The 14,476-nt window shown below is 71.4% G+C and carries 7 protein-coding genes; 5 read left to right on the forward strand and 2 right to left on the reverse strand.

Going from position 1 to position 14,476, the window contains the following annotated elements:
- The first annotated feature begins 254 nt into the window (after positions 1–254).
- A complete protein-coding gene (locus OHU35_RS40030) occupies positions 255–4,532 on the forward strand; it encodes a HAMP domain-containing protein (RefSeq protein ID WP_405508891.1) in 4,278 nt (1,425 codons plus the stop codon).
- A gap of 67 nt (positions 4,533–4,599) precedes the next feature.
- On the forward strand, positions 4,600–7,068 hold the full coding sequence (locus OHU35_RS40035) for a SpoIIE family protein phosphatase (protein WP_405508893.1): 2,469 nt from the start codon (positions 4,600–4,602) through the stop codon (positions 7,066–7,068).
- A gap of 21 nt (positions 7,069–7,089) precedes the next feature.
- Here OHU35_RS40035 and OHU35_RS40040 read toward each other — a convergent pair whose 3' ends face one another.
- Together OHU35_RS40040 and OHU35_RS40045 are read right to left on the reverse strand one after the other, a co-directional pair.
- Positions 7,090–8,208 (reverse strand): NAD(P)/FAD-dependent oxidoreductase, encoded by a 1,119-nt coding sequence (locus OHU35_RS40040; protein WP_405508895.1) that lies wholly within the window; start codon positions 8,206–8,208, stop codon positions 7,090–7,092.
- Positions 8,205–11,198 carry a LodA/GoxA family CTQ-dependent oxidase gene (locus OHU35_RS40045; protein ID WP_405508896.1) on the reverse strand — a complete coding sequence of 998 codons (2,994 nt, stop codon included), beginning with the start codon at positions 11,196–11,198 and terminating at the stop codon, positions 8,205–8,207. The genes OHU35_RS40040 and OHU35_RS40045 overlap by 4 nt, the downstream gene beginning before the upstream one ends.
- A 226-nt stretch (positions 11,199–11,424) precedes the next feature.
- Here OHU35_RS40045 and OHU35_RS40050 point away from each other — a divergent pair, with 226 nt between their 5' ends.
- From OHU35_RS40050 to OHU35_RS40060, 3 genes are read left to right on the forward strand one after another with little or no spacing between them, the layout of a single operon-like run.
- Entirely contained in the window at positions 11,425–11,673 is a 249-nt protein-coding gene (locus tag OHU35_RS40050) for a hypothetical protein (RefSeq protein WP_189727680.1), read from the forward strand.
- The gene (locus OHU35_RS40055) at positions 11,673–13,952 is read left to right on the forward strand and encodes a heavy metal translocating P-type ATPase (RefSeq protein ID WP_405508898.1); all 2,280 of its coding nucleotides are present in this window, start codon (positions 11,673–11,675) and stop codon (positions 13,950–13,952) included. Before OHU35_RS40050 ends, OHU35_RS40055 begins: the two co-directional genes overlap by 1 nt.
- Positions 13,949–14,473, forward strand: coding sequence for a copper chaperone PCu(A)C (locus OHU35_RS40060; protein ID WP_405508900.1), 525 nt, complete (start codon positions 13,949–13,951; stop codon positions 14,471–14,473). Before OHU35_RS40055 ends, OHU35_RS40060 begins: the two co-directional genes overlap by 4 nt.
- Positions 14,474–14,476 lie beyond the last annotated feature (3 nt).

A 14,476-nucleotide genomic window follows, 5' to 3' on the forward strand; every position in this document is an offset into this window, starting at 1 on the left:
TCGTTTCGCGCGGCGTCCGGCGGCGGTGCCGGCCGGAGTCCCGGGCGAATCGCGTCCCGGGCGATTACCGGAAGGCTTGTCGGTCGACCTTCGGCCGTTGTCGGGTGACAATACTTGCCGGAATCAAATCGGGGGCCGGCCGGGCCATACGATGAGACCGTTCGTGGCTGCCGGTGGGGGCGAGAGTTCCGGCAGTTGACGGCAGGTCCGCATGTCGGTGCGAATGCCGCGGGGCGTTCGGGGAGAGGGAGAGCATGGACAAGGCGGGTACCGCGATCCAGGAGCCGAGCGCAGTGCCGGGGGAGCCGGAGCTACGGCGGTTGCTGGCCGGGCTGACGGCGGTACGCGACGGCGACTTCGGCACCCGGCTGCCGGAAGAGGCCGGCGGCCTGCTCGGCGAGATCGCGTCCGTGTTCAACGGCATGGTCGACCAGTTGTCGCTGTTCACCTCCGAGGTGACCCGGGTGGCACGCGAGGTCGGTACCGAGGGCACGCTGGGCGGCCAGGCCCAGGTACCCGGGGTTTCCGGAACCTGGGCCGACCTGACCGACTCGGTCAACGCCATGGCCGGCAACTTGACCACCCAGGTGCGTGACATCGCCCAGGTGGCCACCGCCGTCGCCAAGGGCGACCTGTCGCAGAAGATCGACGTCGACGCCCGGGGCGAGATTCTGGAGTTGAAGAACACCATCAACACGATGGTCGATCAGCTTTCGGCGTTCGCGGACGAGGTCACGCGTGTGGCGCGGGAGGTGGGGACCGAGGGCCGGCTGGGCGGGCAGGCCGATGTCAAGGGTGTGCGGGGTACCTGGCGGGACCTGACGGACTCGGTGAACTTCATGGCGGGGAACCTGACCGGTCAGGTGCGCTCCATCGCCCAGGTGGCCACCGCGGTCGCCAAGGGGGATCTGTCCCAGAAGATCACCGTCGACGCCCGGGGCGAGATTCTGGAGTTGAAGAACACCATCAACACGATGGTCGATCAGCTTTCGGCGTTCGCGGACGAGGTCACGCGTGTGGCGCGGGAGGTGGGGACCGAGGGCCGGCTGGGCGGGCAGGCCGATGTCAAGGGTGTGCGGGGTACCTGGCGGGACCTGACGGACTCGGTGAACTTCATGGCGGACAACCTGACCGCCCAGGTCCGCTCCATCGCCGAGGTGACCACGGCCGTGGCACAGGGCGATCTGTCGCAGAAGATCCGCGTGGACGCGCGGGGCGAGATCCTGAAGTTGAAGGAGACCATCAACACGATGGTCGACCAGCTGTCGTCCTTCGCCGACGAGGTCACCAGGGTCTCCAGGGAGGTCGGCACCGAGGGCAACCTCGGCGGCCAGGCCACCGTGCGCGGAGTGTCGGGCACCTGGAAGGACCTCACCGACAACGTCAACGTGATGGCCTCCAACCTGACCGGGCAGGTCCGCTCCATCGCCCAGGTGGCCACGGCCGTGGCCCGCGGTGACCTGTCACAGAAGATCACTGTGGAGGCCAAGGGCGAGGTCGCCGCGCTGGCCGGCACGATCAACACGATGGTCGACACCCTGTCCGCCTTCGCCGACGAGGTGACCCGCGTGGCCCGGGAGGTCGGCACCGAGGGACGCCTCGGAGGCCAGGCCCATGTGCCCAACGTCGCCGGCACGTGGAAGGACCTCACCGACAACGTCAACTCGATGGCGAACAACCTGACCGGGCAGGTCCGCAACATCGCGCTGGTGACCACGGCTGTCGCCAACGGCGACCTGTCCAAGAAGATCGACGTCGACGCGCGCGGCGAGATCCTGGAACTCAAGACCACGATCAACACGATGGTCGACCAACTGTCCTCGTTCGCCGCCGAGGTCACCCGCGTGGCGCGGGAGGTGGGCAGCGAGGGCCGGCTCGGTGGTCAGGCCGAGGTCGAAGGTGTCTCGGGTACCTGGAAGCGGCTCACCGAGAACGTGAACGAACTGGCCGGCAACCTGACCCGGCAGGTGCGGGCGATCGCCGAGGTGGCCAGTGCCGTCGCCGAGGGCGACCTCACCCGGTCGATCACGGTGGACGCCTCCGGCGAGGTGGCCGAGCTCAAGGACAACATCAACGCGATGGTGGAGTCCCTGCGGGACACGACGCAGGCGAACCAGGAACAGGACTGGCTGAAGTCCAACCTGGCCCGGGTGTCCTCCCTCATGCAGGGGCACCGGGACCTGGACGTCGTGGCCGAGCTCATCATGGACGAGCTGACGCCGCTGGTCTCCGCGCAGTACGGGGCGTTCTACCTGGCCGAGGAGACCGGTACCGGCGTGGAGCTGCGGCTCATCGGCTCCTACGGCTACCCCGCCGACGGCGACCGCCTCGAGCGCATCCCCCTCGGGCACACCCTGATCGGCCAGGCGGCACGCAGCCGCCGCACCATCACCGTGGACGAGCTCCCGGCCGACTACGTGACCATCTCGTCCGGGCTCGGCAGGACGACTCCGACCTCGTTGACGGTGCTGCCCCTCACCGTCGAGGAACAGGTGCTCGGCGTCATCGAGCTGGCCTCGGTCACCCGGTTCACCCAGATCCACCAGGACTTCCTTGAGCAGCTCAGGGAGACCATCGGCGTCAACGTCAACACCATCCTCGCCAACGCCCGCACCGACGAACTGCTCGGCGAGTCCCAGCGGCTGGCCGAGGAACTGCGGGTCCGCTCCGACGAGTTGCAGGTCCGCCAGGGCGAGCTGCAGCGGTCCAACGCGGAGCTGGAGGAGAAGGCCACCCTGCTGGCCACGCAGAACCGGGACATCGAGGCGAAGAACCTGCAGATCGAACAGGCCCGCCAAGAGCTGGAGGACCGGGCCAAGCAACTGTCGCTGGCCTCGAAGTACAAGTCGGAGTTCCTGGCCAACATGAGCCACGAACTGCGCACCCCGCTGAACAGCCTGCTCATCCTCGCCCAGTTGCTCGCCCAGAACCCCTCCCGGAACCTGACGCCGAAGCAGGTGGAGTACGCGGGCATCATCCACTCCGCCGGCTCCGACCTGCTGCAGCTCATCAACGACATCCTCGACCTGTCGAAGGTCGAGGCGGGGAAGATGGACATCGCCCCGGAACGCGTGCCGCTGCGGCGCCTCCTGGACTACGTCGAGGCCACCTTCCGGCCGATGACCACCCAGAAGGGCCTGACCTTCGCCATCACCAGGGCTCCGGGCGCGCCCGCCGACCTGGTCACGGACGACGCGCGGTTGCGCCAGGTGCTGCGCAATCTGCTGTCCAACGCGGTGAAGTTCACCGAGCGAGGCGGCGTCGAGCTGCGCATCGAGCCGGCGGCCGACGACGATGTACCCGAGATCGTGTACCGCGGCGGCCCCGTGGTGGCCTTCCGTGTCGAGGACACGGGCATCGGCATTCCCGAACAGCAGCTGGAGACCATCTTCGGCGCCTTCCAGCAGGCGGACGGCACCATGAGCCGCAAGTACGGGGGCACCGGTCTGGGCCTGTCCATCACCCGGGAGATCGCCCACCTGCTGGGCGGCGCGGTGACCGTGGACAGCAATCCGGGGCAGGGCAGCACCTTCACGCTCTATCTTCCGGTGGCGCGCGCCGACTTCGAGGAGCTCTCCGCCGCACCGCGGCTGGACGGAACGCAGGACGACGACAGCGCCGTCGAGCCGGCCGAGGGCCGGCGCCCGGGTACGGCTCCCGCACTCCCGGTGCCGCACACGCGGCGGCTGCTGATCGTCGAGGAGCGCGTGCGCGGGCTGCTCTCCGTGGTCGCGGAGAGCGCCGTCGCCGACCTGGACCACAGCCGTGCCGCGCGGGATCAGCATGACGCCGTGGAGATCGTCACCGCGATGGACGCCCAGGAGGCGGCCTCCGCCCTGGCCGCCGGTCCGTGCCACTGCGTCGTCCTCAGCATGGATCTGCCCGACGGCGAGGGCCCGCGGCTGCTCGAGGCCGTGGACGGTGACACCGCGCTGGCCACCGTTCCGGTCCTCGTCCACAACAACCACCGTCCGAGCGCGGCTCAGGAGGCCGCCCTGCAGGCCCGGGCGGACAACCGCCCCCTGGAGGTGCTGTCGAGCCTGGACGAGCTGAAGGAACGGATCACCCTGCACCTGTCGGCCGAGCAACCCGGGGACGTGGTGCCGCTCGTCCGGATGGAGGAGAGCCTGGGCACGGCGCCGGAGGTCGACATCACCCTGGCGGGACACACGGTGCTCGTCGTCGACGACGACGCCCGCAACCTCTTCGCCCTCAGCGGCATCCTCGAACTGCACGGCCTGCGGGTGCTGCACGCGGAGAACGGCCGCAAGAGCATCGACATCCTCACCGCGCACCCCGAGATCCGTCTCGTGCTGATGGACGTGATGATGCCGGAGATGGACGGGTACGCCGCGACCGCCGAGATCAGGAAGATGCCCGAGTACCGGGGCCTGCCGATCGTCGCGGTCACCGCCAAGGCCATGCCGGGCGACCGGGAGAAGAGCCTGGCGGCCGGCGCCAGCGACTACGTGACGAAGCCCGTCGACGCGAACGACCTCATCGCCTGCGTGCGGCACTGGCTGTCCGCGTGACGCCGAAACCCACCGACATCACGACGCCTCCCACACGGTGTGCGGGTCAGAAGGAGCAAGCGTCCACGTGAGCAACACCGATCTGTCCGGGGATCCCTTGGACGATGAGCCGCGACGGCACGGCGCCGCGGCGGGCCCCTCGGCCGACGAGCCCACCGAGGGTGACGGCATCCCGGTCGCCGAGCCGCCCGGCGGACCGCTGACCTCTCCGGTCGGCCGGCTGGCCGTCACGGTGGAACGCCTGCGCCACGAGGTCCAAGCGGCGCACGCAGCGGCCGATGGACGCGCCCTCATGGATCTCGCCAAGGGCGTGCTCGTCGAGCGCCTGCACTGCGGTCCCGCCGAAGCCGCCCGGCAACTGTCCGAACTCGCCGAACAGTCGGCGATGACCCCTCTCGAGCTGGCCGTCGACATCATCAACCAGGCGGCACACGACCGTCTGACCGAAGTCGCGGTCGACTTCGCCACGGCGGTCCGGGGCACCCCACCCGCCATCCCACCCACCGTGTCCGCCGCCGTACGCCTGCGCACGGCGGAATGCAGTGCCCTGGCCGCCGAGGACACCCAGGCGGTCGCCGACTCCCTCTTGCAGCACGCGCTGGAACCGCTCGGGGCGACCGGCGTGGCGATCTGGGCGGCCGGCGCCGACGGCTCCCTGACGCTCGCGGGCAGCTCCGGGTTTCCCGAGGGCGAGGCGGAGCGCTGGCGCTATGTGCCGCCGGGCGTGGCGACCGTCGCCCGCACCGCGCTGACCGAGCGCAGGCCCGAGTGGATTCGATCCCTGGCAGCCGGGCCTCCGTCCATCGGCCGCACCCACCACCCCGACGGAGGAAGGGTCGCCGTCCCCACCGGCGTGGGCGGACGGATCCACGGCGTGCTCGAGATCTGCTGGCCGGCCCCGCTGGCCGCGCAACCGCCCGTCGTCGTCCGCCAGTTCGAAGCCCTCGCGGAACTGTGCGCCCACACCCTGGAGATCCACTCACCCTCCGCTTCCACGACGCCCGACGGCTCTCCGCCCAGGACCGTCCTGTCGGAACTGGCGGACCTGGCCGACTCGCTGTACGACCCCGCGCTGGTGCTCATCCCCCAAGTGGACGACACCGGACATCTCACCGATTTCCGTATCCACCACGTCAACCAGAGCTTCCGCGACCCCGCGGGGCGCCCCCGCAGCACCGTCGACGGCGCCCTGCTGCTGGAGGCCTATCCCCTGGCCGCGGACGAGAGCGGCCTCTTCAGCCACCTGGAACGGGTCTACGCCACGGGCGAGCCGTTCCGGGCCGGCCACATGACACTCACCGCGCTCGTGGACCAGGTGCCGCTGTCCTCCGTCGCCGAGGTCAGCATGACCCGGCACGGCGACAGCGTGCTGCTGATCTGGCGGATCGAGGACGAGATGGCACGCCTGGCCAATCTGCTCGAGCACGCCCAACGCCTCGGCCGGATCGGCGGTTTCGAGGAGAACTTCGTCACCGGCGAGATCACCTGGAACAGCCAGCTGTTCGCCCTCTACGGCAGGGCCGAGTCCGACGGGCCCGCCCCCGTCGAGGACCTGCGGGCCCACGCCCACCCGGACGACGCCGTCGCCATCGGCCGCTTCCTGCGGACCGTACTGCACCACCGCAAGCCGGCGTCGGCGGCCTTCCGCCTGCTGCGCCCGGACGGGGTGACGCGCCACATCAGGGTGGTCGCCGAACCCGTCGTGGACATCGACGACAGCCTGCTCGCCGTGCGGGGCGCCTACCAGGACGTCTCGGCGCAGCACTGGACGGAGGTCGCCCTCGCCGCCACCCGCGACCAACTCGCCCACACCGAACAGCAGTCCGCGGAGCGGAACCGGCTGGCCCTGCAACTGCAACAGGCCATCATGCCCTCCACGGCAGCACCCCTGGACGCGCCGGGACTGCGCACGGCCGTGCGCTACCGGCCCGCCGAGACCGATCACCTCGTGGGCGGCGACTGGTACGACGCCGTGGTCCTGCCCTCGAAGCACATCCTGCTGAGCGTCGGGGACGTCGCCGGGCACGGCATCGAGGCGGCCACCAGCATGGTCGTGCTCCGCAACGCCCTGCGCGGTCTGGCCGTCACCGGAGCGGGCCCGGCCCAACTGCTGTCCTGGCTGAACAGCGTCGCCCACCACCTCTCCGACTCGGTGACGGCGACCGCGGTCTGCGCGCTGTACGACCCCTCCTCCCGTGTCCTGCGCTGGGCCCGCGCCGGGCATCTGCCGCCGGTTCTCGTACGGGACGGACAGGCGACGACCCTGCCCCTGCTCAAGGGGCTGCTGCTCGGCGCGGCGTCGGACATCACCTACCAGGAGGCCGAGATGCGGCTGGAGGTCGGCGACACCTTGCTGATGTACACCGACGGACTGGTGGAACGCAGGGACCGCTCCATGGAGGAGTCCCTGAAGCACCTCCTGATGACCGCCAGCGCCAAGAAGACCACCCTCGACCAGCGCCTCGACCATCTGCTCACCTACAGCAGATCCGACACGGACGACGACACCTGCATCATCAGCATCGAAGTCATGTAGATCGACGTCATGCGGGCGGCCTCAGGCCGTCGTGGATGAGCGGCGCTCCCAGAACGTGTGCCCCGGCCAGCGTCGCTCCTGGGCGTAGGTCTCGGCGTGATGCCGCTCGTAGGCGTCCGTGATCCCCTCGAGGAACCGGGAGTAGTCGTCGAGGGCGGCCGTCTGGCCGGACAGGCACAGGTCGACGGTTCGGCCGGCGCGGGCTCCGGTGTGCAGGGCGGTGAGGAGGCCCTGGGAGGACAGCGGGTCGAAGGCGAGGGCGGCGTCTCCGGCGGCGATCCAGCCGGGGCCCGCCGCCGGGCACAGACGCAGCCCGTGGGCCGCGGTCCAGCGTGGCGCCGGGGCATGGGCCGGGTCGTAGCCGTCGAGGCGGGTACGGACGTGGCGGGTGTCCCCGATCGCGCCGAGGAAGCCCTCGGTGGTGCGCAGGGCGGAGTGGGTCAGGTCGGTGTCGGTGAGGTGCGCGACCAGCCGTCCCGCCGGAACCCTGGCCGTGTACCACCAGCCGCCTGGGACCGCCTCGACGAGCGTGCGGAGCTCGGTGTCCTCGGTGCGCCGGCCGGGGAGCCGTCGCCCGAACAACGCGTACACGGCGACGAGCCGGTCTTGCTTGCGGCGCCGGCCCCGCCGGCGGCCGATCACGGCGCGACGGCCGGTGGCGTCCACGACCCACTCGCAGCGCACCTCTTCGAGCCGGCCGCCTTCGCGGAGCAGTACGCGCCGGTCGCCCGGGTGCGGGGGACGGGGTGGCGGCGGCGCGGCCTCGGCCCGGCGCACTTCGGCGCCGGCGGACTCGGCGGCGCCGCGCAGAAACGCGTCGAACCCGCTTCGATCGAGGTGCCAGCCGTGCCCGTGCGGGTCGTGGAGGTGGCTGCGGCCGTGGAGGGTCTCCGATCCCCAGGAGGCGTAGGTCCCCACGCATCGCAGGTGAGGCCCCGCGGCGAACTCGTCCCACAGGCCCAGATCGTGCAGCAGCGGTCCGGCCGCCGGCAGGAGGGTCTCGCCGATCCGGGACAAGGAGGACCGGGGACCGTCCGTGCCCGGGTCGACGAGCAGGACGCGACGGCCGGCCCGCGCCAGGACCAGCGCCGCGACGGCGCCCGCCGGACCGCCTCCGGCCACGACCACCTCGAAGGTCACCGCTCGTCCGGGAAGCGCTCGACCTTCTCGAAGTAACCCGCCATCACCTGCTCTTCGGGTACGTCCGTCTGGGCGAGGGCCGCGGCCACGACGCCGTCGCCCGAGTCCGCCGCCTCCGGCACATGCAGGCACCGCAGATTCCGCAGAGCGGGCGGAGGCTGCTCCGGATGGAAGCTCACCGCGGTCTCCACGAACATCGTCGTGGGCAGCTCCGGGTCGTCCGAGGCACCCGTGCGGCGTTCGACGAGTCCGAGTTTGCCGAAGTCCTTGACCATGGCGTTCATCTGCTCGATGCGGTCCGGCGGCAGCCATCTGTCCCACACGGCCCGGCGCTCGAAGGCGGTCCGGCGTTCCTCCGCCGGGCCGCCGGGGGCGATCGCCTTCTCGTAGTCCTGCTCCGTGAGGACGTGGTTGGGCACCCGGGCGGGCCAGAAGGTGGGCAGGTAGGGGTCGTAGCGCGGGCCGTACCCGAGGTAGTAGCCGGAGCGGCAGCGGGCGGTGTCGGTCTGCCAGGGCACCGCCATCCAGCGCGTGAGATCGCCCGGGCCCTGCCCGTACAGGGGACCGCCGGCGCCGAGCGCCGTCTGCGGAGTCAGCATCGCGCCGTAGTCGGGCTCGGGCGTGCCGGGATCGCGGTGCCGTACCCGGAACGGTGCCGCGTACAGGGTGCTGTGGCGCATCGGCCAGGACATCTCGCACCCCGGGTGGAACGCGTCGGCCAGACAGAACGACAGGGCCGCGCGGTCGAGCATGCCAGGCCGCTCTCTCAGCGGCACCGCGTCGAGGTTCTCGGGCGGCACCGCCGAAGGGTCGTGGTCGGCGACGAAGTCCCCCGCGGCCCATCGGGCCAGCGAACGGTACTGCAACGAGGTCAGCGTCAGATGCTGCCGCGGGTAGACCGGCCGCACACTCATCGTGTCGCCGTAGAGCGGCGGCCAGGGCACCGGCGAGAGCCCGTCGCGGTCGAGGTCCCGCATCGTGGCCCAGATCTGCTGTCGCAACTCCGCGTTGCGCGGCCCGGGGTCGGCCAGCCTGGCGAGCCGCCCGGGTGCCAGGAAGTGCTCCCGCCCGCCGTGCCCGAACAGCGCGGCGATCCCTCGATTGACCCACTGGAGGTCGCACAGACGCCGCAGGATCGGCAGGACGTCACGGGTGAAGGAGACCTTGTCCGGCGGTGGCAGGCTGCCGGCCGAGACGAAGACGTCACGCATCAGGTCGTACATCGTGCGTACGGACGTCAGCTCCGGCGCGAAGTTCGGCGGGGCCACCACCACCCAGGCCGGTTCGACGGGAACGGAACGGCCGTCGACGCGCACCATCGCGCTCACCGGCCCGTCGGAGATGTCGTCGTGCCAGCCGTCGTTGTTGGCGAAGTGCGTGGCCTGAGCGTGGTCCACCGAGGCCGAGACGCCGTGTCCGCCGAGGAACAACAGCCGGCCGACGGCGTCGGTGCGCACCTCGCCCAGCTGGACGGGCTTGCCGAGGAAGCGGCCCGTGTCGAACCGGTACTCGGGCCGGCCCAGGCGGTCGCGGCCCCGGATCGAGCGCGGACCGGGGTCGATGACCAGCTTGCCGCGCTCCGCGGGCGGCACCTTGGGATTGCGGGGCGTGGTGGTGGGCGCGGCCGTGGCTTCGGGGATGTCCAGGGCGAGCTGGAACTGGTACCAGGCGGCCTTCTTGTTGGCCACCCGCACGGTCCACCGGATGTCCGCGTTGTCCGCGGTCAGCTCGGCGACCGGTTCCCCGGCGGCGTTGTAGCCGTAGACGCGGAAGCGCGCCGCCTGCCGCTTCAGGGCGCCGGTCGCGTCCTTGTACGAGCCGGTGGGGAGCGGGGGAGGGGCGTCCACCTCCGGTGCGAGGAAGAACTCGTCCGCGCTGTCGCCGACCCGCGCCACTCCGATGGCGGGATGGATCGCGGCCCGCACGATCCGGGTGTCACGCCCGTGGGGTTCGGTGGACGGCGGCCGTGCGGGACCCGGTTCCGCGACCGGAACGCCGTTCGCGTCGCGGCGTCGTGCGGCCGACGCCCGGTACACGACCTTGCGGGCGTCGGCCACACTGCCGACCGGCCGGTGCTCGGCCAGGCAGTGCCAGGGGTTGTAGGCCAGGTTCTCGCCGTAGGCGTCCTGACCGCGCGCCCGGACATCCTGCTGATGCAGAGTCAGCCGCGCCACGCGGACCGGTGCGCTCAGCGACTCCTCCCAGCGCACGGTGGCACGGTCCAGAGGCATCCGGTCCGGGTCCGTGCGGAACTGCACCATCAGGTCGAAGGCGGCCTCGCCCGCGGCCAGCCGGTGCCGCAGATCTCCCCGCATGAAGGAGGGGTCCTCGTCCGGGGGTGCCGCCTGCGGGTCACCGGGCGGGCAGGAGACCGGTGCGAGCACGTACTTCACATGGCGGTCGGCCCCGAACGCGTACGGCAGCACGCCCCAGTACCTGGCCGTCAGCGTGCTCTCCTCGGGCTTGCGCATGGCCAGCAGGATGCTGCGGGTCTCCGGATGCGCGTTCTGGTACGCCACCGGGTCCTGCTGGAACTCGCACATGTCCCGGGCGGTGTCGACGAAGAACACGTCATGGTTCTGCAGAATGAGATCCTGCGTGTCCGTCTGGCCCTCGTCCTCCAGCAGCTTCGGGCCGGGAACGCCGAACAGCTTGATACCCATGCCGAGGGTCCGGCGGAAGTCCGGACGGTCCGGCAGGATGTCGCTGGAGAATCGAACCCAGGCGGTCAGACCGTCCTGCTGGTCCCGGGCGGCCTTGAGGAATCCGATACAGAGGTCCGGCGGCAGATCGGGGGCGACCGTGAGCACTCCTCGGGCGGTGCCGTGGTACTTGACGAAGACCGGCCGCAGCACCGGGTCCTGGCCCTGGGAGATCCGCTGCCCCATGCGCTTGTCCACGAATTCGGCCACGATGCCGGCGATCGGCTCGGCCGCGCAGTCGGCCAGGGGTCGCGAGGAGTTCTGGGGCTGGTCGGCTGTCCCGGACATGGGCGCGCTCTCCCGCTGGTCTGGCTGATTCGGCGTTCGTTCCCTGCTCATAGGTGGAACAAGTCCGCAGAAAATATGCCTAAGTCGCTCGTTCGGCGTAGTGCTCCGCCCTCGTGTGACACGCGCCATAGACACGCTCAGGAACTCACCTGACGGCCCGTCCGACCACTGAACCGTGCGGCGCGATCCGAGCGACGTCGTACGACGTGACCTGGAGACGCGGTTGATGAACGAGGCCCAGCAGTCCCCTTCGAGCGGCGTGGGCGAGGGCCTGCGGAAAGCGGCGCCTCCGCCCGCGCTCTGCGGCTTCCTTCTGCTGCTGGTTCTGATCTTCGCGGTGTCCTGTGCCGTGGGCGTCGGCGCCGGCCCTGTCGCACCCGGGATGCACGGTGACAGCACGAGCCGCGACGGCGGCGACCCGGGCGGTGGCGGGGGCATGGGAGACATGGACGGCATGCAGGGGGGACACGGCTGATGGGGGCTGAACCAGGGGCGGTGCTGGTGACGACCGACCTGACCGTCGGCGGCATGACCTGCGCGGCCTGTGTGACCCGGGTCGAGAAGAAGCTCGGCAAGCTGGACGGGGTCACCGCGACAGTCAATCTGGCCACCGGCATGGCGCGCGTGAGCCATCCGGCGGACATCGGTCCGGAGGAACTCGTCGCCACCGTCGAGAAGGCCGGCTACACCGCCGCCCTGCCCGAGCCGCCCACGGCGGAGGAGCCGGCGGACGATGACGGCGACGATGACGAGGGCACACGGCGGGAACGGAACCGCTTGGTCGTCACCGCCCTGCTCGCGTTGCCCGTGCTGGTCCTGTCCATGGCGCCCGCGCTGCAGTTCCGCAACTGGCAGTGGCTGTGCTTCGCACTCACCGCGCCCGTGGCCGTGTGGGGTGCCTGGCCCTTCCATGTGCGGGCGGTCCGGGGGCTGCGGCACTCGGCGGCGACGATGGACACGCTCGTGTCGCTGGGCGTGGTGGCGTCCTTCGCCTGGTCGGCGTACGCGCTCTTTCTCGGGGGCGCGGGCGATCCCTGGATGCGGATGCCGTTCACCCTCGTACCCACCGCCTCGGACGGCGTCGCGCACCTCTACCTCGAAGCGGCCGTGGGCGTACCGCTGTTCGTGCTCGCCGGGCGGTTCCTGGAGGCACGGGCGCGGCACGGGACGGGGGAGGCGCTGCGATCGCTGGCCAGGCTCGCGGCCAAGGAGGTCTCCGTCCGGGCGGACGACGGCTCGGAACGGCTCATCGCGATCGAGGAGTTGAGAGCCGGACAGGTCTTCCTCGTGCGGCCGGGCGAGCGGGTGGCCACCGACGGGCAGGTGACGGAGGGCAGTTCGGCCGTGGATCTGTCCCTGGTCACCGGCGAGAGCGAGCCCCTGGAAGTCGGACCGGGATCAGCGGTGGTGGGCGGCGCCGTCAACGCCGGAGGACTGCTGCTCGTACGCGCCACGGCCGTCGGTGCCGACACACAACTCGCCCGGATCACCCGGCTGGTGACCGAGGCACAGGCCGGTAAGGCACGCGCCCAGCGGCTGGCCGACTCGGTGGCCGGGGTGTTCGTGCCGGTCGTGCTCGCTCTGGCCGTCACCGCGCTCGGGTTCTGGCTGGGCGCCGGTGCCGATCCGCAGGCCGCGCTCACCGCCTGCGTCGCGGTCCTGGTGGTCGCCTGCCCGTGCGCGCTGGGCCTCGCCACACCGACCGCGCTGATGGCCGCGACCGGCCGGGGCGCTCAGCTGGGCGTTCTGGTCACCGGCCCGCAGGCCCTGGAGGGGCTTCAGCATCTCGACGCCGTCGTGCTCGACAAGACCGGCACCCTCACCACCGGACACATGACCGTCGCCCGGGTCACGGCCGTACCCGACGGGCTCGGGAGGGCGGCGGTACTGCGGCTGGCGGGAGCGGTGGAACAGGGGTCGGAGCATCCTCTGGGGCGGGCCGTCTGTGCCTACGCGCGGCGGGAGCAGGGCGAGCAGAGGCTGCCGGACGTCAGCGAGTTCAGCGCGCTGCCGGGGCGCGGAGTGCGGGGGCGCGTCGAAGGGCGGCTGGTCGAAGTCCTCGCCCCCGACGACGACCTGCCCGGCGAACTGGTGGATGCCCTGGACGGGGCCGAGGCCGCCGCTCGTACGCCTGTGATGGTCCGCGTGGACGGCACGGCCGAGGCCCTGATCGAGGTCGGGGACGTCCTGCGGCCCGGCAGCTACCGGGCCGTGGACCGGCTGCGGCGCCTCGGCATACGGCCGGTGCTGGCCACCGGTGACCGTGAGGCGCCCGCCCGGGCCGTCGCACAGGCGCTCGGCATCGAGGAGGTGCACGCCCGCTGCACCCCCGAGGACAAGGCATCTCTTGTACGGGACGTGAAGGAGCAGGGGTACCGGGTCGCGGTCGTCGGTGACGGGGTGAACGACGCGGCCGCGCTGGCGGGTGCGGATCTGGGCATCGCCATGGGCGGCGGCACGGACGTGGCGGTCGGCGCCGCCGACGTCACGCTCGTGCGCGGCGACATCGAGGCCCTGGCGGACGCGGTCCGGCTCGCCCGGCGCACGCTGGTCACGATCCGCGCCAACCTGGTGTGGGCCTTCGGCTACAACGTCGTCACCGTCCCGCTCGCCATGGTGGGCCTGCTGAACCCGATGCTCGCCGCCGCGGCGATGTCGGCCAGTTCGGTGCTGGTCGTCGCCAACAGCCTTCGGCTGCGCGCCTGGCAGCCCTCGCCCTCGACCTCCCCCGCCGCCCGGAGGCATACCCGATGAGCGGACAGCGCCCCTGGCGCCCGACCCGCCGCCGGCTCGCCGACACCCTGCTCGCCGCGGTCGCGCCCGTCGCCGCGTGCGGGCTCGCCCTCGGCGGACTGAGTGTCTGGACCGCCTTCGGCAACGCCGGCGCCCCGGCCTCGATCACGGTCACCGACGGCAAGGTGTTCGCGCCCACCGGTGCCACCCCGGACACGGCGGCCTTCTTCCGCATCACCAACAGCGGAGGCGCGCCGGACCGGCTGCTGAAGGTGACGACCGCCGAGACCGGCGACCGCGGGCCCACTCTGAGCCGTCACGTCATGACCGGCTCCAACACCGCCTCCGACCGGACGGTGTCCTCGGTCGGAATCCCGGCCGGGCGGAGCCTCGCGATGTCACCGGCGAGCCTCGACGTGATCGTGCCGGTGAGAAAGGGCTGGCAGCCCGGTGACCTCGTCGCCTTAACGCTGCACTTCGAACGCAGCGGAGCTGTGAAGACCCTCGCGGTGGTGGTCCGTCCGGGCCAGGACAGGGGGTGAGCA

The sequence above is a fragment of the Streptomyces purpurascens genome (genome assembly GCF_045040895.1).
Classification (GTDB): Bacteria; Actinomycetota; Actinomycetes; order Streptomycetales; family Streptomycetaceae; genus Streptomyces; species Streptomyces purpurascens.

Bases quoted from the DNA above. Each gene is read 5' to 3' on its own strand.
- OHU35_RS40030 (WP_405508891.1), top strand. From the start codon at position 255: ATGGACAAGGCGGGTACCGCGATCCAGGAGCCGAGCGCAGTGCCGGGG.
- OHU35_RS40055 (WP_405508898.1), top strand. From the start codon at position 11,673: ATGGGGGCTGAACCAGGGGCGGTGCTGGTGACGACCGACCTGACCGTC.
- OHU35_RS40045 (WP_405508896.1), bottom strand. From the start codon at position 11,198: ATGTCCGGGACAGCCGACCAGCCCCAGAACTCCTCGCGACCCCTGGCC.
- OHU35_RS40050 (WP_189727680.1), top strand. From the start codon at position 11,425: ATGAACGAGGCCCAGCAGTCCCCTTCGAGCGGCGTGGGCGAGGGCCTG.
- OHU35_RS40060 (WP_405508900.1), top strand. From the start codon at position 13,949: ATGAGCGGACAGCGCCCCTGGCGCCCGACCCGCCGCCGGCTCGCCGAC.